Raw genomic sequence first — 407 nt, forward strand, 5'->3', positions numbered from 1 at the left:
TAACCTAGAATCTTTGCTTTCGCACCGATTAAAAAAGCGCCTTCTGAAAATAAAGGCGCTTTTTTAATCAAGCGACTAGCCAAACTGGCGGAGTGGACGGGACTCGAACCCGCGACCCCCGGCGTGACAGGCCGGTATTCTAACCAACTGAACTACCACTCCTGGCAGGAAGCTTTGCTACATACCATGTAGCTACAAGCGCTTCAAACTTGGCGACCCTACGGGGATTCGAACCCCGGTACTCACCGTGAAAGGGTGATGTCCTAGGCCTCTAGACGATAGGGTCAATTCCTAGAACGATTCGAGTCTTGCGACTCGCCGTCATTGATTTTGGTGGAGGTAAACGGGATCGAACCGATGACCTCTTGCATGCCATGCAAGCGCTCTCCCAGCTGAGCTATACCCCC

General features: G+C 52.3%; 3 tRNA genes. All 3 read right to left on the minus strand.

The features are described 5' to 3' along the window. Positions 1 to 85 precede the first annotated feature (85 nt). Positions 86 to 162: transfer RNA gene (locus JAO85_RS21205), tRNA-Asp, on the minus strand. 48 nt (positions 163 to 210) lie between these two features. Continuing rightward, positions 211 to 286 (minus strand) — tRNA-Glu (locus JAO85_RS21210). Between the two features lie 45 nt (positions 287 to 331). Beyond that, positions 332 to 407, minus strand: a tRNA-Ala gene (locus JAO85_RS21215).

This window comes from Comamonas sp. NyZ500 (genome assembly GCF_016772095.1).
GTDB lineage: Bacteria > Pseudomonadota > Gammaproteobacteria > Burkholderiales > Burkholderiaceae_C > Comamonas > Comamonas thiooxydans.